22 protein-coding genes and 1 riboswitch are annotated in these 19246 nt (G+C 65.0%); of the genes, 5 read left to right on the forward strand and 17 right to left on the reverse strand.

From position 1 onward, the window contains the following. A complete protein-coding gene (locus HUI96_RS06475; protein ID WP_188253834.1) occupies nucleotides 1–927 on the reverse strand; it encodes a histone deacetylase family protein in 927 nt (308 codons plus the stop codon). A gap of 122 nt (nucleotides 928–1049) precedes the next feature. Next, a riboswitch (cobalamin riboswitch) is annotated at nucleotides 1050–1232 on the forward strand. A gap of 46 nt (nucleotides 1233–1278) precedes the next feature. Here HUI96_RS06475 and bluB point away from each other — a divergent pair. Continuing rightward, nucleotides 1279–2019, forward strand: coding sequence for a 5,6-dimethylbenzimidazole synthase (gene bluB, locus HUI96_RS06480; protein ID WP_188253835.1), 741 nt, complete (start codon nucleotides 1279–1281; stop codon nucleotides 2017–2019). A gap of 20 nt (nucleotides 2020–2039) precedes the next feature. On the opposite strand, the gene HUI96_RS06485 is transcribed toward bluB, so the two are convergent. From HUI96_RS06485 to aroC, 3 genes are all read right to left on the reverse strand, one after another. Further along, a complete protein-coding gene (locus tag HUI96_RS06485; RefSeq protein WP_188253836.1) occupies nucleotides 2040–2939 on the reverse strand; it encodes an NAD(P)-dependent oxidoreductase in 900 nt (299 codons plus the stop codon). 58 nt (nucleotides 2940–2997) lie between these two features. Beyond that, entirely contained in the window at nucleotides 2998–4098 is a 1101-nt protein-coding gene (ribB, locus tag HUI96_RS06490; RefSeq protein ID WP_188253837.1) for a 3,4-dihydroxy-2-butanone-4-phosphate synthase, read from the reverse strand. A gap of 121 nt (nucleotides 4099–4219) precedes the next feature. After that, nucleotides 4220–5311 carry a chorismate synthase gene (gene aroC / locus HUI96_RS06495; RefSeq protein ID WP_188253838.1) on the reverse strand — a complete coding sequence of 364 codons (1092 nt, stop codon included), beginning with the start codon at nucleotides 5309–5311 and terminating at the stop codon, nucleotides 4220–4222. Nucleotides 5312–5478: 167 nt separating this feature from the next. Between aroC and HUI96_RS06500 the strand changes: the two genes are divergently transcribed. Continuing rightward, on the forward strand, nucleotides 5479–5727 hold the full coding sequence (locus HUI96_RS06500) for a DUF1344 domain-containing protein (RefSeq protein WP_188253839.1): 249 nt from the start codon (nucleotides 5479–5481) through the stop codon (nucleotides 5725–5727). 7 nt (nucleotides 5728–5734) lie between these two features. Here HUI96_RS06500 and HUI96_RS06505 read toward each other — a convergent pair whose 3' ends face one another. From HUI96_RS06505 to HUI96_RS06520, 4 genes are all read right to left on the reverse strand, one after another. Further along, nucleotides 5735–6322: a histidine phosphatase family protein gene (locus HUI96_RS06505; protein ID WP_188253840.1), complete on the reverse strand. Its 588-nt coding sequence runs from the start codon at nucleotides 6320–6322 to the stop codon at nucleotides 5735–5737. A 34-nt stretch (nucleotides 6323–6356) separates the two neighbouring features. Beyond that, nucleotides 6357–7175, reverse strand: a complete 819-nt coding sequence (fabI, locus tag HUI96_RS06510; RefSeq protein WP_188253841.1) for an enoyl-ACP reductase FabI — start codon at nucleotides 7173–7175, stop codon at nucleotides 6357–6359. Nucleotides 7176–7283: 108 nt separating this feature from the next. Continuing rightward, nucleotides 7284–8219: a DnaJ C-terminal domain-containing protein gene (locus HUI96_RS06515; RefSeq protein ID WP_188253842.1), complete on the reverse strand. Its 936-nt coding sequence runs from the start codon at nucleotides 8217–8219 to the stop codon at nucleotides 7284–7286. A 94-nt stretch (nucleotides 8220–8313) separates the two neighbouring features. Next, nucleotides 8314–8730 (reverse strand): RT0821/Lpp0805 family surface protein, encoded by a 417-nt coding sequence (locus HUI96_RS06520; RefSeq protein WP_188253843.1) that lies wholly within the window; start codon nucleotides 8728–8730, stop codon nucleotides 8314–8316. 84 nt (nucleotides 8731–8814) lie between these two features. On the opposite strand from HUI96_RS06520, the gene pdxH reads away from it, so the two are divergent. Then, the gene (pdxH, locus tag HUI96_RS06525) at nucleotides 8815–9429 is read left to right on the forward strand and encodes a pyridoxamine 5'-phosphate oxidase (RefSeq protein ID WP_188253844.1); all 615 of its coding nucleotides are present in this window, start codon (nucleotides 8815–8817) and stop codon (nucleotides 9427–9429) included. Between the two features lie 22 nt (nucleotides 9430–9451). Here the strand turns inward: pdxH and HUI96_RS06530 are convergent, their stop codons facing one another. Genes HUI96_RS06530 through HUI96_RS06540 form a run of 3 tightly spaced genes read right to left on the reverse strand, consistent with a single transcriptional unit; the run spans nucleotide 9452 to nucleotide 12994 of the window. Further along, a complete protein-coding gene (locus HUI96_RS06530; RefSeq protein ID WP_188253845.1) occupies nucleotides 9452–10393 on the reverse strand; it encodes an adenylate/guanylate cyclase domain-containing protein in 942 nt (313 codons plus the stop codon). A 59-nt stretch (nucleotides 10394–10452) separates the two neighbouring features. Beyond that, nucleotides 10453–11208, reverse strand: a complete 756-nt coding sequence (locus HUI96_RS06535) for a crotonase/enoyl-CoA hydratase family protein (RefSeq protein WP_188253846.1) — start codon at nucleotides 11206–11208, stop codon at nucleotides 10453–10455. 13 nt (nucleotides 11209–11221) lie between these two features. Then, nucleotides 11222–12994, reverse strand: coding sequence for an acyl-CoA dehydrogenase (locus HUI96_RS06540; RefSeq protein ID WP_188253847.1), 1773 nt, complete (start codon nucleotides 12992–12994; stop codon nucleotides 11222–11224). Between the two features lie 116 nt (nucleotides 12995–13110). Between HUI96_RS06540 and HUI96_RS06545 the strand changes: the two genes are divergently transcribed. Beyond that, nucleotides 13111–13335 (forward strand): hypothetical protein, encoded by a 225-nt coding sequence (locus HUI96_RS06545; protein ID WP_188253848.1) that lies wholly within the window; start codon nucleotides 13111–13113, stop codon nucleotides 13333–13335. Nucleotides 13336–13353: 18 nt separating this feature from the next. On the opposite strand, the gene purD is transcribed toward HUI96_RS06545, so the two are convergent. From purD to HUI96_RS06565, 4 genes are all read right to left on the reverse strand, one after another. Further along, nucleotides 13354–14637, reverse strand: coding sequence for a phosphoribosylamine--glycine ligase (gene purD, locus HUI96_RS06550; protein WP_188253849.1), 1284 nt, complete (start codon nucleotides 14635–14637; stop codon nucleotides 13354–13356). Between the two features lie 113 nt (nucleotides 14638–14750). Next, a complete protein-coding gene (locus HUI96_RS06555; protein ID WP_188253850.1) occupies nucleotides 14751–15023 on the reverse strand; it encodes a Txe/YoeB family addiction module toxin in 273 nt (90 codons plus the stop codon). After that, nucleotides 15020–15274, reverse strand: coding sequence for a type II toxin-antitoxin system Phd/YefM family antitoxin (locus tag HUI96_RS06560; protein ID WP_188253851.1), 255 nt, complete (start codon nucleotides 15272–15274; stop codon nucleotides 15020–15022). The genes HUI96_RS06555 and HUI96_RS06560 overlap by 4 nt, the downstream gene beginning before the upstream one ends. 165 nt (nucleotides 15275–15439) lie before the next feature. Further along, nucleotides 15440–15670: a hypothetical protein gene (locus HUI96_RS06565; protein ID WP_188253852.1), complete on the reverse strand. Its 231-nt coding sequence runs from the start codon at nucleotides 15668–15670 to the stop codon at nucleotides 15440–15442. A gap of 157 nt (nucleotides 15671–15827) precedes the next feature. Between HUI96_RS06565 and ubiA the strand changes: the two genes are divergently transcribed. Beyond that, nucleotides 15828–16817: a 4-hydroxybenzoate octaprenyltransferase gene (gene ubiA, locus HUI96_RS06570; RefSeq protein WP_188253853.1), complete on the forward strand. Its 990-nt coding sequence runs from the start codon at nucleotides 15828–15830 to the stop codon at nucleotides 16815–16817. Between the two features lie 24 nt (nucleotides 16818–16841). On the opposite strand, the gene HUI96_RS06575 is transcribed toward ubiA, so the two are convergent. Then, entirely contained in the window at nucleotides 16842–17408 is a 567-nt protein-coding gene (locus tag HUI96_RS06575) for a DUF6101 family protein (RefSeq protein WP_188253854.1), read from the reverse strand. A gap of 406 nt (nucleotides 17409–17814) precedes the next feature. Then, nucleotides 17815–19245: an FAD-binding oxidoreductase gene (locus tag HUI96_RS06580; protein WP_188253855.1), complete on the reverse strand. Its 1431-nt coding sequence runs from the start codon at nucleotides 19243–19245 to the stop codon at nucleotides 17815–17817. Nucleotide 19246: the final 1 nt, after the last annotated feature.

The following is a 19246-nucleotide window of genomic DNA, read 5'->3' on the forward strand; positions in this document are numbered from 1 at the left end:
TCAACCTCTCATCATGCGCCGGATATGCGCCGCCACGGAGGTCGACAGCCCTTCCAGGTCATATCCCCCCTCCAGCACGCTCACCAGCCGGTTGCCAGCAAAACGCCCAGCCCTCTCGAGCAACTGCCCAGTCGCCCAATCGAAATCCGCCTCGGTCAGATAGATTTCGGCGAGCGGATCGCGATGATGGGCATCGAAGCCCGCCGAAATGATGATCAGGTCGGGCGAGAAACTGTCGATCGCCGGCAGCACACGCGACCGGAACGCCTCCCGAAACAGATCGCCGCCGGTGCGCGGCGACAGCGGAGCGTTCACGATGTTTCCGGCGCCGGTTTCGTTGAGCGCGCCGGTTCCGGGGTAGAGCGGCATCTGATGCGTGGAGCAATAGAGTACGCTCGGGTCGTCCCAGAAGATGTCCTGCGTGCCGTTGCCGTGATGGACGTCCCAATCCATGATGGCGACGCGTTCGGCGCCGTGCTTCTCCTGTGCGTAGCGCGCCGCGATCGCGGCCGTGTTGAACAGGCAGAAGCCCATGGCCTTCGTCTTCTCGGCGTGGTGGCCCGGTGGCCTCGCCGCGACGAAAACGTTGTCGGCCGTCCCGGTAAAGACGTCGTCCACGGCGGCATTCGCAGCGCCGACGGCGCGGATCGCGGCCTCCCAACTCTTCGGGCTCGCCGAAGTGTCGGCGTCGATCGAGCGGATGCCCTCCTCGGGAATCGCTTTGCGCACTGCCTCCACGTGCCGCTCCGGGTGGGCGAGCAGAAGGACGCCTTCATCCGCCTCCGGCGCCTCGACGCGGTCAAGCAGCGCGAACACCTCGTCTTCCAGCGCGTGATGAACGGCGCGAAGCCGATCCGGCCGCTCGGGATGGCCGGGCAGGGTCAGGTGCTCGAGGAAGACCGGGTGGGTGTACAGACGTGTAGTCATCGGTTCACTCTACCAGCGCATGCCCGGTGATGGCCATGCGATCGCTGCAGGTGACTGGGGAAAAGGCGTCCTGGCGGTGGCTCCATGCCAAAAGCAGATGTCTTGCGCTTCCACATAGGATAGGTTGCCTGCCGCTGCCAGGTGCCCGCCGAGAGGCGGGAGAATCGGGAACACGGTGCAATTCCGTGGCGTGCCCAACGCTGTGAGAGGGACTGCTTCGGCATAGGTCACTGTTCTTCGGAACGGGAAGACGTCGAAACGGGATGATCTCGAGTCAGAAGACCGGCCCGGCAGAGATAGGCTTTCGCATGGTCAGGCGGGAGTTCACTTCCATTCGCGAGGGGAAAAGCGATGGCAAGGAACGCCGCTCAAGCGATTTGCGACAATTCGTTCGAAGCCGCCGCACGTGCGGCGGTCTACCGGGCGATCTTCACCCGGCGAGACGTCCGCAGCCACTTCGTACCAGAACCGCTGAACGACAGCGTGCTGGCGCGACTCCTGCTGGCGGCCCACCACGCTCCGTCGGTCGGCTATATGCAGCCATGGAAATTCATCATCATCCGCGACGAGGAGCGACGGCGCGCGGTGTGCGAGATCTTCGTGAAGGCCAGGCAGCAGGAACTGCCGCAGATGTCCGAGGATCGGCAGGCGCTCTACCGCAGCCTGAAACTGCAGGGCATCTGCGAGAGCGCACTGAATATTTGCATCACCTGCGACCGCCGGCGCGCGGAGGGCTCACCTCTGGGTCGCTGGCACAATCCGGAGATGGATCTCTACAGCACCGTCTGCGCCGTTCAGAATTTCTGGCTGGCAGCGCGGGCCGAAGGCATCGGCGTCGGCTGGGTCAGCATCATCGACAGCCGGGCGCTCAAGCAGCTTCTGGACATCCCCGACCAGGCGGTCCCGGTCGCCTATCTCTGCGTGGGGCGGGTATCGGGATTCCAGGACCGGCCGGACCTCGAATCGAAGGGCTGGGCAAGCCGGCTGCCGCTTTCCGAACTGATCATGAGCGAGAGTTTTGGCGGTGCGGGAGAAGGCGAACTGAAGTCCGCCGTCGATGGCCTGACGCCGCCAGGGCTGCAAACCCCATAGTGGGGCGCGAACGCCAGCCCCTATTCGAGCCGCGCCGGGAAACCAGGGGCGCGCAGGTCTGTGCCGAGCGCATCCTCCAGGAGACGCACCACCGCGGTAGACTGCTCGCTTCCCCCATAGGCCGCGCGGGCTCGCTCGAAAGTCTGCAGCGTCAGGCCGGCGAGGTCCAGCGGCACGCCGAAGTCGCGCCCGAAGACGGCCGCGAAGCCGAGATCCTTCAGCGCCAGGTCCATAGTGAAGCCGACATCGTAACTTCCGCTGAGGATGAGTTGGCCTTCAGTCTCGTGCACGAAGCTGTTGCCGGAACTGGCGCGGATCGCCTCCCACGCCTTCGCAAGATCGAGCCCACCACGCTTCGCCAGCATCAGCGCCTCGCCGTCGGCAACGAGGTGGATGAAGGCCAGCATGTTGGTGATGACCTTGATCACGGCTGCGGAACCCAGCGGCCCCATGTGGAACAGCCTGCCGCCTATCGCATCGAGGGCGGGCTGATGGCGCGCGATGATCTCGGCATCGCCGCCAGCCAGGAGGGTGATCTCACCGCGGGCTGCCAGATGCACGCCGCCGGTGACCGGCAGTTCGAGCGTATCGACTCCGTATTCATTTGCGACCGCCGCAAGGCGGAGGATGTCGTCTCGTCCCAGTGTCGACATTTCGATCCACGTCGAGCCTTTTGCGAGGGAGGGCAGAAGCGCGCGCAGCAGGCGCTCGGACACGACGGGCGAAGGCAGACAGGTGATCACCGCATCGGACGCAGCGGCAAGGCTCGCCAGAGAGTCCGCCCATTCCGCCCCGGCTGTCAGATGCGGGGCAGCATTCGCCCTATCGAGATCGTGGACGACGACCCGAAAGCCGGCGCGCACCAGATTGAGTGCCAACGAACCGCCCAGGCTTCCCAGCCCTATAAAGCCATAGCGCATGCGCTCCCCCCTTGCGCAAGGCTCCGCCTTCGCGCCGCGAAGCGCCAGAAAGTGGAGCCTATAAAAGCGTGGTCCTGAGGATCCTTATCCCGAACCCTTCAAGGCCGACATAGTGCCGCTCACGTGACGCGATCAGTTCGATCGACTGCACGCCCAAATCCTTGAGAATCTGTGCGCCCAGTCCGATCTCGCGCCATTCGGCTTCACGGCGGCGGGCCTCCTCGTGGCCTTCGCGATCCTCGCTGACCGGCCTGTTGCGCCCGCTGTGCGCAACGCCGACCGAGCCTTCGCGCAGGTAGACGATCACACCGCGGCTCCGCTTGCCGAGAGCATCGAGCACATCCTTGAGCGATGTTCCCGTCCCGAAGACGTCGCTCACCACGTCCTCCGAATGGAACCGTACCGGCACGTCCTCGCCGTCGCGAATGTCTCCGAATACCACCGCCAGGTGATGCATCACGTCCCACGGCACGGAGTAGGTGAAGACCTGCGCCTTGCCGCCGGCGGTCTCGACCTCCGTCGATGCCAGCCGCTCCACCAGCGTCTCCTGGCGCTGACGATAGGCAATGAGATCTGCCACCGAGACCTGCTTCAGGCTGTTCGCCTCAGCGAAGGCCGCCACCTGCGGCCCGCGCATCACCGTGCCGTCGTCATTGACGAGTTCGGAGATGACGCCGACCGGGGGCAGGTTCGCGAGCTTGCAGAGATCGACCGCAGCCTCGGTATGGCCGGAGCGCATCAGCACCCCGCCCTCGCGCGCGATCAGCGGAAAGATGTGGCCAGGCCGCACGAAGTCGGAGGCACCGGCGTTGCCGTTGGCGAGATTGCGGACGGTCAGGTTGCGGTCTTCGGCGGAGATGCCGGTGGTCGTGCCGTGCTTGAAGTCGACGCTGACGGTGAAGGCGGTCGTATGGGCCGAGTCGTTATCGGCCACCATCGGCGCCAGGTTGAGGCGCCGCGCATCCTCCCGCGTCATCGGGGTGCAGACGATGCCGGAGGTGTGGCGCACAATGAAGGCCATCTTCTCCGGCGTGCAGTGCACCGCCGCGACGATCAGATCGCCCTCGTTCTCGCGATCATCGTCATCGGTCACCACGACGATCTCGCCGCGCTCGAAGGCGCGGATGGCTTCGACGACTCGCTTCTGATCGTAGGACATGGCTGTTCGTTTCACTCCAGATAGGGGAGTAGGGCAGTAGGGGAATAGGGAAGAGTTTCGAAAATCGTGCCGGGTGGGGCCGAAAACCCCTACTGCCCTATTCCCTTACCGCTCTAGTCCCCTAACGTCCCGTCTGCCCCCGATGGCGCAGATAATGGTCCGCAATGGCGCAGGCAACCATCGCCTCGCCCACGGGGACCGCGCGGATCCCGACGCATGGATCGTGGCGGCCCTTGGTGAGAACTTCGACCTCGCGCCCGTCCGCGTCGATGGAGCGGCGCGGGTTGAGGATCGACGAGGTCGGCTTCACCGCAAAGCGCGCCACCACCGGCTGACCGGTCGAGATTCCGCCGAGGATGCCGCCGGCATGGTTGGAGAGGAAGACAGGGCGGCCGTCATTGCCCATGCGCATCTCGTCGGCGTTCTCTTCGCCGCTCAGCCGCGCGGCGCCAAAACCCTCGCCGATCTCGACGCCCTTCACGGCATTGATGGACATGAGGTTGGCGGCGATGTCCTGGTCGAGCTTGGCGTAGATCGGCGCGCCGAGCCCCGCCGGGACGCCCTCGGCCACGATTTCGACCACTGCGCCGACAGACGAACCTGCCTTACGGATTCCGTCGAGATAGTCGGCGAAGACGGAGACGGAACTGCGATCCGGCGTGAAAAAGGGATTTTCGCCATCGTGGACGAAATCCCAGTCCCAGTTGGCGCGGTCGATCTCGTTCTCGCCGATCGCGACCAGCGCGCCGCGCACCACCATCCCGGGCACCACCTTGCGGGCCAACGCGCCTGCCGCGACGCGAGCGGCGGTTTCGCGCGCCGATGATCGGCCGCCGCCGCGGAAATCCCGGACGCCATACTTGACGTCATAGGTGTAGTCGGCGTGCCCCGGCCGGTACTGCCGGGCGATATCGCCATAGTCCTTGGAGCGCTGGTCCACGTTCTCGATCAGCATCGAGATCGGCGTTCCGGTCGTCACCAGCGCGTCGCCGTCCTCGATCACGCCGGACAGGATCTTCACCTCGTCCGGCTCGCGCCGCTGGGTGACGAAGCGAGACTGGCCCGGACGGCGCCGATCGAGATCGGCCTGGATGTCCTCGCGCGTGAAGCGGATGCCGGGCGGACAGCCGTCGATCACGCAGCCGAGCGCCGGGCCGTGGCTTTCGCCCCAGGTGGTGACGCGGAAAAGATGGCCAAAAGTGTTGTGCGACATGAGGCACCGCCCAGGAGTTGGTGGGCGTTCTATGGACGTTTCAGCGGCCGGTCAAATCCCCGGGGACGGACCAGAAATAGTTTTGACATATTCGGGCTGTTTCTGGTGACTTGGGTCACGGGGGAACGCCGCAGAAGGCGGACGACGAATATAAGAGAGGATTCGCCATGCGAACCGTGATCGGATTTCTTTGCGCTGCGTTGCTGACGTCGGGAGCGGCGCTTGCCGCAGAGGCCGAAGGCCACATCAAGTCGATCGACCAGGAGAAGCTGACGATCACGCTCGACGACGGCAAATCGTACAAGCTGCCCGGCGAGTTCGACATGGAGTCGATCAAGGAAGGCATGGACGTGATCCTGGCCTATGACGAGATCGGTGGCCAGAAACTGATCACCGACATGCAGCTTCCGGACTAATTCGCGCCTAAAGCCACTCCAGCGCGCCGTCTTCCAGGCGCAGCACCCGGTCCTGGAAGATCTCCAGCGAGGCCACGCGCCGGGGTGGTATGTCGGTCAGCATGCGGAACACCGTCCGCATGACACCGCCGTGGGTGACGCAGACGGTCGGCCTAACGATCCCTTCGAACCAGGGACGTACCCGCTCCAGCAGCATCTGGTAGCTTTCCGCCTCTTCGCCGGGCGGCACGAAATGCCACTTGTCGCCTGAGCGGGCGGCCGTGCTGCCCGGTCTCGCGGCCTCGAGTTCTGGCACCGTATGGCCTTGCCAGTCTCCGAAATTGACCTCGACGAGGCGGTCGTCCGTCCGGTAGTCCTCGGGCGGCAGGCCCATGGCCTTGCGGATCCGCTCCATCGTCTCGCGGGTACGCCGCATAGGGCTCGCCACGAAGTCGAAATCGTTCGGATGCTCGATCAGTTCGCCGAGCCTGGCGCCGTTGCGGTCCGCCTGGCGCTTGCCGAGTTCGTTGATGTCGTTCTCGGCCTGCCCCTGGAAACGTCCCTCGATGTTCCAGGCCGTCTGCCCATGACGAACGAAATAGATCAGCGGGCGCATCAGCGCTTCCGTCCGGGTCGTGTGCGGATAGCCGCTATTCCTTGACGACGCTGATATCCGGCGCGTCGACGGCCTTCATGCCGACGACGTGATAGCCCGAATCGACGTGGTGGACCTCGCCGGTCACCCCGCGGGACAGGTCCGACAGGAAATACATCCCTGCGTCGCCCACCTCTTCCGGCGTGACGGTACGCTTCAGCGGCGCATTGTATTCGTTCCACTTCAGGATGTAGCGGAAGTCGCCAATGCCCGACGCGGCTAGCGTCTTCATCGGCCCGGCGGAGATCGCGTTGACGCGTATGCCCTTTCCGCCGAGATCCACCGCCAGATATCGCACGCTCGCTTCCAGAGCGGCCTTGGCCACGCCCATGACGTTGTAGTGCGGCATGACCTTCTCGGCGCCGTAATAGGTGAGCGTGAGCAGCGAGCCGCCGTCCGGCATCAGAGCCTCGGCGCGCTTTGCCACATCGGTGAAGGAGAAGACCGAGATTTCCATCGTCTTCTGGAAATTGCCGCGCGTCGTGTCGACATAGCGGCCGTCCAGTTCTTCCTTGTCGGAGAAGGCGATGGCGTGGACGACGAAATCGATTTTGCCCCACAGCTTCGCGACCGCGGCGAAAACATCGTCCAGCGTCGCCGGATCGGTCACGTCGCAATGGCCGACTATGTGGGCGCCAAGTTCCTGGGCCAGCGGCTCCACGCGCTTCTTGAATGCTTCGCCCTGATAGGTGAGCGCGATCCCCGCTCCCTGATCAGCACAAGCCTTGGCGATTCCATAGGCGATCGACCTGTTGTTCGCCACGCCCATGATCAGGCCGCGCTTGCCGGCCATCAGGCCCTGTCCACCCGCCATAGCGACGACTCCCCGTGAGGTTGTGCCCGCCCTATCGCATAGGCCCATCCCGCCATCAAGCATAGAGGCCGGTCAGGCTATGCGATAGGGCGGTGACATCCTTACGGGTCAGTTGCGCCGCTTGCGGGCGAGGGCCTCCAGTTCGGCATCGGGCTTTTGTGGAAGCATCACCCGCACATGGACGTACAGATCGGCGTGCCCGCCGGTCTTGACCGGCAGTCCCCTGCCCCTGAGGCGCAGCACCTTGTCGGAGCTGGACCAGGCCGGCACCGTCACCGCGACCTTGCCGGTCGGCGTATCGATCGCGACCTTCTCGCCGAGGACGGCGTCTTCCCAGGGAACCAGTTCGTCGACATGAAGGTCGCGCCCCTCGACGCGGTAGCGAGGATGATTGCGGATCCGGATCTTCACCAGCGCGTCGCCGGCGCCCCCCGGCCCCTGCTCGCCTTGGCCCTTCAGCCGAATCGTCTGACCGTCCTCCACATAGGTCGGCAGTTTGACCGCGAGCCTGCGCCCGTCCGGAAACACGGCATGCACCTTGGCGGCCTTGGCCACGTCCTCGACGCTCACGTCCAGCGCGGCATTCAGGTCCTCGCCGACCCGCATGCCGCGTGCACTTGTTCTGCCGCCGAAGGGATTCGGACCGCCACCAAAACCCCCGCCTCCATAGGACTGACCGAAAATCTCGCTGAAAATGTCGGCCGCATCCCCGCCACTCCGGAACTCGAAGTGCGTGCCGCCCGCGCCTTGGCCTTGGCCTTGGCGACGGAACCCGGCGAAAGGATCGGCGCCAGCGTGTGCCTCGAAGCCCTGGAACTTCGGCTTGCCTTCGGCATCTATCTCGCCGCGGTCATAGGCAGCCCGCTTCTTCTCGTCGCCGATGATGTCATAGGCCTGGGCAGCCGCGGCGAATCGCTCCTTCGCCTTCGGATCGTCCGGGTTCTGGTCCGGGTGATGCTTCTTGGCGAGCTTGCGATAGGCCGACTTGATTTCCTTGGCCGTCGCGGATTTCGCAACGCCCAACACCTCGTAGGGATCGCGCATTCTGACTGCCTGCGAAAATGGTTAGGTCGACTTCTATATGCGGTGCGATAGGAACAAATTCCAGAGGCGCATCCGCAGCATAGACCAAATCCGGCTAGACGGCGCCAAATTTCTCCAGCCGCCACGCGCCGGGCCCGACCATGCAGGCCTGACCTTCGAACAGAGCAACGCCGTCGAAGCTTTCGCGCGAGGTCGTGAAGCGGCGACAGACTGTGCCAGGACCTTTCTCCTCAACAAGGCTGTTGATCGTGCCGCGGGAGCCCGTTTCTGCATTGGCCCAGGGAATCTGCGATCCCTCGAGCGATTCGACGTCCGCCGACGAAACGGCGTTCCTGATCGTCATCTCGTCGGAGCGCTGGCTAGGGTCGGCAGCAACCGCCGCCGGGCTTGCGACCGAGCCGGTCAGTATGGTGGGATCGGCTTCGGCCTGCTTGAGGCTGAAGCCGCCGGCGCAACCCGAAAGCAAGAGCCCCGAAACGAGGCATGCCCAGGGCGCGGCCTGCCGCACCATCCGGGAACAAGGCCCCCGAGAGGCTTGCGCACCTCGCCGCAATAGGCAATCTCCCGTCTCGAAGCACCAAATCGGATACGGATCATGGGCGAAACGAAGTTAACATCAGGTGACTTCACCGAGAGCACCGAGCCCTTCCGGCTGTTCGCGGAATGGTTCGAAGATGCCGCGAAAAGCGAGATCAACGATCATAATGGGGTGGCGCTGGCGACAGTCGATCCGGACGGATTGCCCGATGTCCGCATGGTGCTTTTGAAGGGTTTCGACGAGCGCGGCTTCGTCTTCTACACCAATTTCGAGAGCGCCAAGGGCCGGCAGATCCTGGCCACTCCCAAGGCCGCGATGTGCTTCCACTGGAAGTCGCTGCGGCGCCAGGTGCGGGTGCGCGGCCCGGTCGAGATCGTCTCCGAGGCCGAGGCCGACGAGTACTACGCCTCGCGCCCGCGCGGCAGCCGCATAGGCGCCTGGGCGTCGAAGCAGTCCAGGCCGCTAGAAAGCCGTTTTGCGCTGGAGAAGGCGGTCGCAGAATACACGGCGAAGTTCGCGATCGGCGAGATCCCCCGCCCGAAGCACTGGTCGGGCTTCCGCATCGTGCCTTCCTCGATCGAATTCTGGCACGACCGGCCGTTCCGTCTGCACGACCGCGTGCTTTTCACGCGCAAAGGCGACGGCTGGGAGAAGACTCGGCTCTATCCGTGAGCAAGCGACGGTTCTGGACGATCTACGCCCTCTTCCAAAGAAGCCAGCGCGCCGCCGCGACAGTCGTTATCCCCAGCAGCGGCCATCGCGCCCAGAACTGCCCCTCCCAACTGAAGAGATTGACGCTCACAACGACGGCTGCGGCTATTCCCAACCCACCCAGAACCGGGTCCACGCGTTGTGAGCGCCGCAGCCACCCAATCGCGGCGGCGGCGGCAAAACCCAGAATCGGCCAACGCGCCCAAAAGCTGTCCGGGCTTGTAGCAAGATTGACGACGACCATCAGCACACCCAACCCGGCAAGAACTGCCAGTCGCCGGTCGATCTGGTACCCAGCTACGACAAGAGTGTCGGCGATGGCTGGCTCAGGGCCTCTAACAGGTCGCGCTGGTGGTGTCTCGGCGGCTGGTGGAGGGGCCGCGCTCCGCCTGGCCTGCGCCTCGCTGCCAATCCGCACGGCGTAGCTCGGCACCGCGTCATCGATATTCTTCACCGACAAATTGCCGAGAAACTCGAAGCCGACCGTCATCTTGTTGCGGACCTGATCGTAGACCGTGCTCGAGATCAGGATGCCGCCGGGCTCTGCCTCCGCCTGGAGCCGGGCTGCGATATTGACGCCATCACCATAGATATCGTCTCCATCGACGATCACGTCACCTAGATTGATGCCGACCCTGAAGAGCATCTGCCGCCCGTCCGGCCGGTTCTCGTTCTTGCGTGCCAGTTCGTTCTGGATGTCGACAGCGGCGCGAACCGCCCCCACGACGCTCCCGAATTCGGCGATCAGCCCGTCGCCCCAGGTGTTCACGACACGCCCGCCATGTGCCTCGATCAGCCGTGCCATTGCGTCCCGATAACTCTTGAGGGTGGCAAACGTGCCCTCCTCGTCCGCCTCCATAAGACGGGAGTATCCCTGAACGTCGGCGGAGAAGATGGTCGTCAGCTTGCGATTGGCCGTTGCCATCGATTCTCTCTTGTGATGGTCGGATTGCTGTTTTCGAGCCTATGCGCCAAGCTGCCTGGTCAACCCGGCTTCTTTCGCTCCAGAAAGGCGGCGAAGGCCGCCCTCGCCTCCTCGGACTTGAGACGGCCGCGGAAATGCTCGGCCTCTTCGCCTATGCGTGCGAAAACGGCATCGCGCGGGCCGCGCAAGAGATCGCGGGCTATCCGCAGCGCCTCCGGCGGCTTGGACGCCAGCCGCTCGGCTGCGGCGATCGTTTCATCCTCGAGCCTCTCCTCCGCAACCATCTTGTAGATGAGCCCGGCAGCTAGAGCCTTTTGGGCCGTCAGCGGCTCGCCCAGGGCTAGCAGCGCGAAAGCGCGCTGGTGGCCAAGGATCGCGGGCGCCAGCAGGCTCGACGCCGCTTCCGGCACGAGACCAAGGTCGACGAAAGGCGTGTGGAAGGTGGTCCTCGGCGTGGCGATGGTCAGATCGCAGTGAAGGTTCAGGGTCGCGCCGATGCCAACCGCGATACCGTCCACGCCCGACACCAGCGGCTTCCTGGCTCCGGCCAGCGCCATCATGAAATCCCAAACCTCGTTTCCGGTCTCACCGCCCATCGCGACCGCCATGAAGTCGGCGAGATCGTTGCCGGCCGAAAATGCCCCGGGTCCGCCGAGGAAGACGTGGACGCGCACCGCCGGATCGGCGTCGCCAGCAGTCAGGGCAGCCGACATCGCCGCATACATGGCGCGGGTGATCGCGTTCTTCTTGTCCGGCCGATTCATGCGGATCAGCTGGATTGCCCCGCGCCGCTCTATAAGAACATGGTCCGTCATCGTGCTCTCCTCGTCAGCCGTGCAGGGCTTCCCCTGCAGCCAACAGGCTCATCCCGCCTTCGATGACGGCTTGCCTCAGCGAAGCGGTCTCGCCGATGAGATTTTCGGCATAGAAGCGGCAAAGCGCCGTCCGCTCGGCATCGCCGTCGGCCACCGCAGCGCGGGCCAGCAGCGCCCCGCCCAGGCCAAGCGCGAAAAGACGCAGGTAGGGCGTGGCGCCGGCTAGCGCCTCCTCGGTCCGCCCCTCCTGCAGCATGACAAGGAGCGCCTCGGTGGCCGCCTCGAGGTCATCCACGGCAGCTTCGATGCGGTCAACCGACTGGGCTGCCCCTTCACTGTTCGAAGTGCGCAGCCTTTCAGCATCTTCGCGAAGTTCGGCGATGAAGGCACGGACATGCCCGCCGTCCGACTGCGGCAGTTTGCGCGTGGCGAGATCGATCGCCTGGATACCGTTGGTGCCTTCATAGATCGGCGCGATCCTGGCATCCCGAAGCAGGGTAGCCGCGCCGGTCTCCTCGATGTAGCCCATGCCGCCATGCACCTGCACACCGAGCGAGGCGACCTCAACGCCGACGTCCGTCGAGAATGCCTTGGCGACCGGCGTCAGCAGATTGGCCCGCTCCTGCCAGAAGCCCGCCTGCCCGCCTCCGGCCTTCGCCATGTCGATGGCATGCGCGCAGGAATAGCTGATCGCGCGGGCGATCCAGGTCAGCGCCTTCATGGTGAGCAGGCTGCGCTGCACGTCGGGATGATAGACGATCGGCGCCATTCCCTCGCCGCCATAGCCGGGAGCACGGCCCTGGCGGCGCTCTCGGGCATAGGCAAACGCCTTCTGGTAAGCGGCTTCGGCCACCGCCACACCCTGGATGCCGACCGCGAGGCGGGCATTGTTCATCATGGTGAACATGCAGGCCAGCCCACGGTTCTCCTCGCCGACCAGCCAGCCGACCGCGCCCGGCTCGCGATCCCCAGCAAAGCCATCTCCATAGATCATCGTGCAGGTCGGCGAGGCGTGGATGCCCATCTTGTGCTCGATTGAGGCGCAGAACACGTCGTTGCGGACGCCGGGCGAGCCATCGGGATTCGGCAGGAATTTGGGTACTAAAAAGAGGGAGATTCCCTTCGTCCCCGCAGGCGCGTCGGGCAGACGGGCGAGCACCAAGTGCACGATGTTGCCCGAGAAATCGTGCTCGCCATAGGTGATAAAAATCTTCTGGCCGAAGAGGCGATAGGTGCCGTCGCCCGCCCGTTCGGCGCGGGTGCGTAGGGCGCCGACGTCGGAGCCCGCCTGCGGCTCGGTCAGGTTCATCGTGCCCATCCACTCGCCGGAGACCAGTTTTGGCAGATACGTCGCCTTCAGTTCCTCGGAGGCGTGTGCGTGCAGCGCCTCGACCGCGCCCATAGTCAGCGTCGGGCCGATGCCGAAGGCCATGGACCCGGAGTTCCACATCTCCAGGACCGCGACCGAGAGCATGGCAGGCAGCCCCTGCCCGCCATACTCGACCGGACCGGACAGCGCGTTCCAGCCGCCTTCCCGCCAGCGACGGTAAAGATCCTTCCAGCCGTCTGGCATGCAGACCGCGGCGTTCTCGAGGACAGCGCCCTGCCGGTCGCCGATCTCGCGCAGCGGCGCGACCTCCTCGCTGGCGAAGCGGCCGGCCTCCTCGAGGATGGCGTCGGCCAGATCCTCGCTGAGATCCCCGAGCGCGCCGGTCTCCAGCGCCGCCCCCATGCCGGCGACGTGCTTCAGCGTGAAGGCGATCTCGGCAACGGGCGCGCGATACATTGCAAAAGCCTCCTCGGCGGCAGCTTTGGGTCGCAGCCATGGGTAGGTTCTTCTGACGTTAACGTCAATTGCGCTAAGGGATGGCCCTAGCTCATGACCACCCCCTGAGGCCTCGTATGCTCGCCAGACCCGAAACGCGCCGCTGCATCGAATGTGGACTGCCGTTCGGCATGCCCAACTTCAGCTATTACCACGGCCAGATCGACAACGGGCCGGCCTATTGGAGCGATCGCGGCATCCTGTGTTCGCCTGCCTGCTCGCTCACGCATTTCCGGCGCCGGGAGGAGGAAGGAACGCTGCCGACGGCACCGGCGAGCAATCCGTTCGAAGTCGGCGGCTGACGCGCGGCTTTCCCGGCCTTAGGCGCCCCGCTCCGACTTCTCCCGCTCCACCGCGCGAAAACCGATGTCGCGACGGCAAAACCCCTCGGGCCAATCGATCGTGTCGATCGCGGCATAAGCCCGCGCCTGCGCTTCCGTTACGGTGCGGCCCGTCGCGGTAACGCTGAGCACACGCCCGCCATTGGCGACGATACGGCCATCCCTCTCGGAGGTGCCCGCATGGAAGAGTTCGACGCCTTCCGGGACGCGGTCCAACCCGCCGATCACACTGCCGCGCTCGACCGCACCCGGATAGCCCTTCGCAGCCATCACCACGGTGAGCGCCGCCTCGGCGTACCATCGCGCCGACATGTGGGCGAGTTGCCCATCGGCGGCCGCATTGAGCAGAATCAGCAGATCGTCCTTCAGCCGCATCATCAGGACCTGGCACTCGGGATCGCCAAAACGGACGTTGTATTCGATGAGTTTTGGACCGTCGGCCGTGATCATCAGCCCGGCGAAGAGGACTCCCGAGAAGGGAGAGCCCAGTTCGGCCATGCCGCGCATCGTCGGCTCGACGATCTCCCGCATCACCCGCTCGGACATCGCCGGGGTCATCACCGGGGCCGGCGAATAGGCGCCCATGCCTCCGGTGTTGGGGCCGGTGTCGCCGTCGCCGACGCGCTTGTGGTCCTGGGCGCTGCCGAAGGGGAGAGCGGTCCTGCCGTCGCAGAGGCAGAAGAAGCTGACCTCCTCCCCGGTCAGGAATTCCTCGACCACCACCTCGGCTCCGGCGCCGCCGAAAGCGCCGTCGAAACAGGCGTCGATCGCGGCCAGCGCTTCATCGAGCGTCGTCGCCACGGTGACACCCTTGCCGGCCGCCAAACCGTCCGCCTTGACGACGATCGGTGCGCCTCGGGCGCGGGCATAATCCTTGGCGTCCTCGGCGTTCTGAAACCGGCCATAGGCGGCGGTCGGAATGGCGAAACGGGCGCAGAGATCTTTTGTGAAGCCTTTGGACCCCTCCAGCCTGGCGGCTGCCTGCGAGGGGCCGAAGACGCGAATTCCGGCCGCCCTGAGGTGATCCGACAGACCGGCCACAAGCGGCGCCTCGGGACCGACCACGACCAGTCCGATGTCCTTCTCCTTGCAGAAGCTCGCGACTGCGCCGTGATCCTCGGCGTCCAGGGCGGCGATTTCGGCTTCCCTGGCGATGCCGGGGTTGCCCGGGGCAGCATAGAGCTTTCCAAGCAGGGGCGAGGCTGACAGCTTCCAGGCCAGCGCATGCTCGCGGCCGCCGGAGCCAATCAGAAGAACGTTCATTGCGAAACCTCGCTGAAGCTGCCTGAGCCGTGCCGCTATTGTCTGAACCTCAGATGGTCAAGCGGATGCGGCTACAAAAGCTTCGTTGCGGGCAAGCGCCGTTCGGGGGCAGCCTATTTCCTGTAATGAAGGCGGCAGGCGGAGATTTCGATCGCCTGCTGGTCGCCCTTGCCCGTGACCCGGTAGACAAGCCGATGCTCGTGGTCGATGCGCCGGGACCACCAGCCCGAAAGTTCGCTGCGGAGCGGCTCCGGCCGGCCGATCCCCACAAAAGGGTGCCGTGAGATCTCCTTGATGAGTTCGTTGATCCTGGCGGCGATTGCGGGATCAGCGGCTTGCCAATGCGTGTAGTCGGTCCAGGAACGAGACGAGAAGATGATCCTCACGGATCGATGAGGTCGTGCTCGACCCCCTTGCCTGCATCCAGTTCAGCGATCGACGCGAGCAAGCGCTCCGCGTTGACGGGTGAGCTAAGCAGATGGAGGGTCTCCTTCATCCCTTCCCAGTCGGCGAGCGATACGATCACCGCCGGCTCGTGCCCCTGGCGGGTCACGATCAATTCGGCGCGGTCCTGCTCGACCTTGTCGAGATGAGAGGCGAGGTTATTCCGCAGATCTGTGAAGGTGACATAGGACATGGGAGGCCCTCCGATTAAGTTGTACATATACCTGTACATCGGTTGCAAGACAAGCCTCTGGGGCGACCAGCGGTCTCGGCATGATCGTCAGAGTGTCACAGCCTGCCCAGTCCAGCGTCGGCGAGGCTGCATCGCTTAAGCGCGATGCAGCCTCCCAAGAAGCACTCAGAGCTGTTGCGAAGTGTCCGGCCCGTCTAGATGCTCGCATCCGATCTTGACGTACTCGTTCGGGCGCCGGCCGATGTTCGCGGTGCTCGCCAGGACGGCCTGGCCCTGCATGGCGCAAGAGAACACGCTGTTGACCTGCGGTCCGCTGATCAGGTCGAGGGCGGTTTCGCGCTGACAGTCCTGCGGCGATACCTGCGACGAACATATGAGTATGAGGATGCGAAGCATCTATCTAGTCTCCGAACGAGGTGGCCTCCCTAGCTCGGGGACTACGACACTGCTGCAAGGCAATCTGAGGGCTATGCTGCAAAAGATACGGTATCACCGGCCGCCCGCCCAACGCCGCTTGCTTGACGGAAGTTCCGCACGCTGCCACTCAGATTCCATGGAAACCATACAATCCCGCACCGGCCAGGGTCGCGTCGCAGATGCGCCGAGCCGCCATTGGGCCTATCGGCTGCTTCCCCGATGGGCGTGGCCCTATGCGCAGCTTGCTCGCTGGGACCGGCCGATCGGCTGGCAACTCCTGCTCTGGCCCTGCTGGTGGTCGACGGCGCTGGCGGCGAGCGCCTATGCGCGACCCGGCGATTCATTTGCGGACCTCCTCCCCTCGCCGGTCACGCTGCTGCTCTTCCTCGTCGGCGCCATCGCGATGCGCGGGGCAGGCTGCACCTACAACGACCTCGTCGACGAGGGCATCGACGCCGAGGTGGAGCGCACGCGTTCCCGGCCCTTGCCTTCCGGCCAGGTGAGTCGGCGCCAGGCCTGGCTGTTCCTTGCGCTGCAGGCTCTGGTCGGGCTCGCCGGCCTGCTGCAGTTCGATGGTTTCGCGATCGGCCTGGGAATGTCCTCGCTCTTCGTTGTCGCTGCATACCCCTTCATGAAGCGTATCACCGACTGGCCGCAGTTCGTTCTGGGCCTTGCCTTCTCCTGGGGTGCGCTGATGGGCTGGGCGGTCGAATTCGGCGATATCGAAGGCCCGGCGATCCTGCTCTATATCGGATCGGTCCTCTGGGTTATCGGCTACGACACGATTTACGCCCACCAGGACAAGGAGGACGACGCTCTGGTCGGCGTGCGCTCGACGGCGCGGCTGTTCGGCGAAAATACCAAGCTCTGGCTGACCGGCCTCTACACCGGAGCGCTCTGCCTGTTCGCGCTGGCATTCGACGCGGCGGAAGCGCCGCTTCCGGCCTTGGCCGGGCTGGTTGCCGCTGGCGCGCACATGGCGCGCCAGGTGCGCATGCTCGACATCGACGATCCCGACCAGTGCCTGGCACTGTTCAAGTCGAACAACGTGGTCGGCCTGCTCATCTTCCTGGGCCTCCTCGGCGGAGCCGTGTGGATGGCGATGAAGCCGGCGATTGCGGCTTAGCAAGCCACGCTGGGCGCTCCGCGCTCAGCAGTGCGCGATGATCTCCTGTCCCTCTACGATGAGGCGCAGGCCCAGATCGCCCATCCGGCGGCGCATCAGGAAACGCGGACGGCGCAGTTTCGTCGCCCGTCCATGTCGCCGCTCCTGAGGCGGCAGCTTCCTGATCGCGTTGCCAAGCGATTCCTCGAGTGTGCGGGCCACCCCGTCGGACTCGACCAGAAGCATCGGCAGGCCGAAGGCCTCGGACCAGGCGCGCCAGTCGGCCGCGATGTCCTCCAGATTGTCCGCGACCAGCAGCGGCACGGACAGCATCGGATCGCGATGCAGCAGTTCCAGCGTGACCGTCACGTTTCCTTCCGCGTCTTCGATCGCCCGTGCCGCCACGCCGCGGAAGGCGCGCGCCGGCAGCGCCACCGTGACCGGCAATTGGCTGCGGTCCAGGAACCGGCGCAGCACCGCGCCGCGATGATCGATCGTAAACGTCACGTCGCCAAGATCGTCGCGCGTGGCATAAGTCACCACCTGCGGCAGACGGGAAGGGTCCAGGCGCATGTTGCGCCCGGCCCAGACTGGCTTCAGTCCGGTGTTCATTCGACAGACTCTCCTGCAACTCTCGAGAGCCGGTGTTCCGGTCTCCCTGTCCCGGTTTTCCCGGGCTCTTTATGCTGAGGAGCCTAGCCGGCCCGCGTTACTGGCCGCCTTATGAACTGCGTTAAATTTTGCTGATCTCCGCGATGGTTATCGGAACGCAACCTACGGCAGGGATTCGGCAACATCTCCAAACGCTTAGTAAATCCTGCGCCGTGTCCTGCAGCGGAACAACACGGCCTGCAACGCGTTTGAGGCCGTGGAGGACCGCCAATGTTTTCGATGCCGCCCCGCCCGTTCCCCGAGCCCGATCCGGCGCCGGATCCAGTGCCGCCGGCACCGCCGCCGCACCCGATCCCGGTGCCGCCCGCGCGCGTCTGTGACTAGCAGCCTTTGGAGTAGCTCCGGCTCAGATCACCTTGCCCGGATTCATGATTCCGGCCGGATCGAAGGCCGCTTTGATCCGGCGCATCAGATCCAGAGCGATCGGCGGCGCCGTGGCGGCGAGTTCGTCGCGCTTCAGTTGGCCGATGCCGTGCTCGGCGGAGATCGAGCCGTTCAGCGCGCGCACGACGTCGTGCACCGACTTGTTCATCGGCCGGTACAGCGCCTTGAACTCTTCGGGGTCGCCGCCTGCCGGCTGCGAGATGTTGTAGTGCAGGTTGCCGTCGCCCATGTGGCCGAAGCAGACGACGCGCGCGTCCTTGCACACCGACGCGACGGCCTCTCCGGCTCTCTCGATGAAGACCGGAATTGAAGCTACAGGCACCGAGATGTCGTGCTTTATGGAAAAGCCTTCATATCGCTGGGCCTCAGATACGCCTTCCCGCAGCTTCCAGAAGGCGTCCGCATGGGTCAGGTTTTCCGCGATCGCCGCGTCCCCGATCAGGCCGGCTTCCAGCGCCTCGCCCAGGATCTCCTCGATGCTCTCCCGTGCATCCTCGGCCGAGCGCCCGGAAGAGATCTCCATCAGCACGTACCAGGGCCAATCGCCCGCCAGCGGACTGATCGCGTCCGGAACGTGCTTCAGCATGAATTCGACCGGCCGCCTGCCGATCAGTTCGAAACCGGTAAGCCCGGTCCCGGCGCGGTCCAGCGCCCGGTTTAGGAGGTCGAGCGCGGCCGAGGGCGAATCCAGGCCGACGAAGGCCACCTCTCGCCCGCGGGGCTTCGGCAGCAGTTTTAGGACCATCGCCGTGATCACGCCCAGTGTTCCCTCCGCACCGATGAACAGGTTCTTCAGGTCGTAGCCGGTGTTGTCCTTCTTGAGCTTGCGAAGATCGTCCAGCACCTCGCCTGTAGGGAGCACGACCTCCACTCCAAGGCAAAGCTCGCGCGCATTGCCGTAGGCGAGCACAGCCGTTCCACCGGCATTGGTGGAGAGATTTCCGCCGATCTGGCAGGAGCCCTGCGAGGCAAGCGAGAGCGGAAAATAGCGGTCCGCACCATCCGCCGCCTCGTGCAGCGCCTGCAGGGTCAGGCCGGCCTCCACGGTGATGGTGTTGGAGAGAGGATCGATCTCGCGGACGCGATCGAGCCGCGACAGCGAAAGCACGATCTGGCGGCCGGAACGGTCCGGCATCCCGCCGCCGACCAGCCCGGTATTACCGCCCTGCGGCACGATGACCGTGCCGGTCTCGCTCGCGAGCTTGAGGATGCGGCTCACCTCATCGACGCTGCCGGGGCGCAGCACCATGGCGGCAACTCCTGGCCACAGGCCCCGGCGCTCGCTCACGAAGGGCGCCATGTCGGCGCTGTCTCTCAGGGCATGGCGATCGCCGACGATGGCGGCGAAGCGCTCGAGGAGGGCGTTGAAGCTCGGGTCGTCCGAAACGGTCATA

The sequence above is a fragment of the Pseudaminobacter soli (ex Zhang et al. 2022) genome (assembly GCF_014595955.1).
Lineage (GTDB): Bacteria > Pseudomonadota > Alphaproteobacteria > Rhizobiales > Rhizobiaceae > Kumtagia > Kumtagia pseudosoli.

Coding starts and splice junctions, on each gene's coding strand:
- HUI96_RS06475 (WP_188253834.1), bottom strand. CDS start 927: ATGACTACACGTCTGTACACCCACCCGGTCTTCCTCGAGCACCTGACC.
- bluB (WP_188253835.1), top strand. CDS start 1,279: ATGGCAAGGAACGCCGCTCAAGCGATTTGCGACAATTCGTTCGAAGCC.
- HUI96_RS06485 (WP_188253836.1), bottom strand. CDS start 2,939: ATGCGCTATGGCTTTATAGGGCTGGGAAGCCTGGGCGGTTCGTTGGCA.
- ribB (WP_188253837.1), bottom strand. CDS start 4,098: ATGTCCTACGATCAGAAGCGAGTCGTCGAAGCCATCCGCGCCTTCGAG.
- aroC (WP_188253838.1), bottom strand. CDS start 5,311: ATGTCGCACAACACTTTTGGCCATCTTTTCCGCGTCACCACCTGGGGC.
- HUI96_RS06500 (WP_188253839.1), top strand. CDS start 5,479: ATGCGAACCGTGATCGGATTTCTTTGCGCTGCGTTGCTGACGTCGGGA.
- HUI96_RS06505 (WP_188253840.1), bottom strand. CDS start 6,322: ATGCGCCCGCTGATCTATTTCGTTCGTCATGGGCAGACGGCCTGGAAC.
- fabI (WP_188253841.1), bottom strand. CDS start 7,175: ATGGCGGGTGGACAGGGCCTGATGGCCGGCAAGCGCGGCCTGATCATG.
- HUI96_RS06515 (WP_188253842.1), bottom strand. CDS start 8,219: ATGCGCGATCCCTACGAGGTGTTGGGCGTTGCGAAATCCGCGACGGCC.
- HUI96_RS06520 (WP_188253843.1), bottom strand. CDS start 8,730: ATGGTGCGGCAGGCCGCGCCCTGGGCATGCCTCGTTTCGGGGCTCTTG.
- pdxH (WP_188253844.1), top strand. CDS start 8,815: ATGGGCGAAACGAAGTTAACATCAGGTGACTTCACCGAGAGCACCGAG.
- HUI96_RS06530 (WP_188253845.1), bottom strand. CDS start 10,393: ATGGCAACGGCCAATCGCAAGCTGACGACCATCTTCTCCGCCGACGTT.
- HUI96_RS06535 (WP_188253846.1), bottom strand. CDS start 11,208: ATGACGGACCATGTTCTTATAGAGCGGCGCGGGGCAATCCAGCTGATC.
- HUI96_RS06540 (WP_188253847.1), bottom strand. CDS start 12,994: ATGTATCGCGCGCCCGTTGCCGAGATCGCCTTCACGCTGAAGCACGTC.
- HUI96_RS06545 (WP_188253848.1), top strand. CDS start 13,111: ATGCTCGCCAGACCCGAAACGCGCCGCTGCATCGAATGTGGACTGCCG.
- purD (WP_188253849.1), bottom strand. CDS start 14,637: ATGAACGTTCTTCTGATTGGCTCCGGCGGCCGCGAGCATGCGCTGGCC.
- HUI96_RS06560 (WP_188253851.1), bottom strand. CDS start 15,274: ATGTCCTATGTCACCTTCACAGATCTGCGGAATAACCTCGCCTCTCAT.
- HUI96_RS06565 (WP_188253852.1), bottom strand. CDS start 15,670: ATGCTTCGCATCCTCATACTCATATGTTCGTCGCAGGTATCGCCGCAG.
- ubiA (WP_188253853.1), top strand. CDS start 15,828: ATGGAAACCATACAATCCCGCACCGGCCAGGGTCGCGTCGCAGATGCG.
- HUI96_RS06575 (WP_188253854.1), bottom strand. CDS start 17,408: ATGAACACCGGACTGAAGCCAGTCTGGGCCGGGCGCAACATGCGCCTG.
- HUI96_RS06580 (WP_188253855.1), bottom strand. CDS start 19,245: ATGACCGTTTCGGACGACCCGAGCTTCAACGCCCTCCTCGAGCGCTTC.